1 protein-coding gene is annotated in these 360 nt (G+C 41.7%); it reads left to right on the top strand.

All coding sequences use genetic code 11. The annotated features are described in order from the left end of the window. Positions 1 to 360, top strand: a 360-nt coding sequence (locus FC45_RS07530; RefSeq protein WP_155517714.1) for an Rpn family recombination-promoting nuclease/putative transposase, incomplete at both ends; no start/stop codon positions are given.

Here is a 360-nt window from a genome sequence, read left to right as displayed (position 1 = left end):
AAAATAAACGTTTTTGTAAGGCGATTATTCAGGCAGCTTTGCCAGATGTCAATGTTGTTTCAGTTGAAAGTATCGATGCCCAAAAAGAATTGGGTACTAAGAGTGATAAGTCGAGTAAATCTGTCAGACTTGATATCGCAGTCAAAGACCAAGCAGGAAGCTTCTACGATGTCGAAGTGCAGGTAAACAACAATCACGATATTGGGCCACGGATGCGATATTATCAGTCGTCGATGGATAGGGATACTTTAGATAGAGGCGAACCGTACACTTCACTCTTGCGTACTTATCTGATATTCTTATGTGCTTTTGATCCGTTTGGCAGGGGAAAGCTACGGTATAGTTTTCACTTGTACGACG

The organism is Lactobacillus jensenii DSM 20557, assembly GCF_001436455.1.
In the GTDB taxonomy this organism is placed as follows: domain Bacteria; phylum Bacillota; class Bacilli; order Lactobacillales; family Lactobacillaceae; genus Lactobacillus; species Lactobacillus jensenii.
The sequence above is the reverse complement of the archived record's forward strand: the minus strand, read 5'-3'. Positions and strand labels throughout refer to the sequence as shown.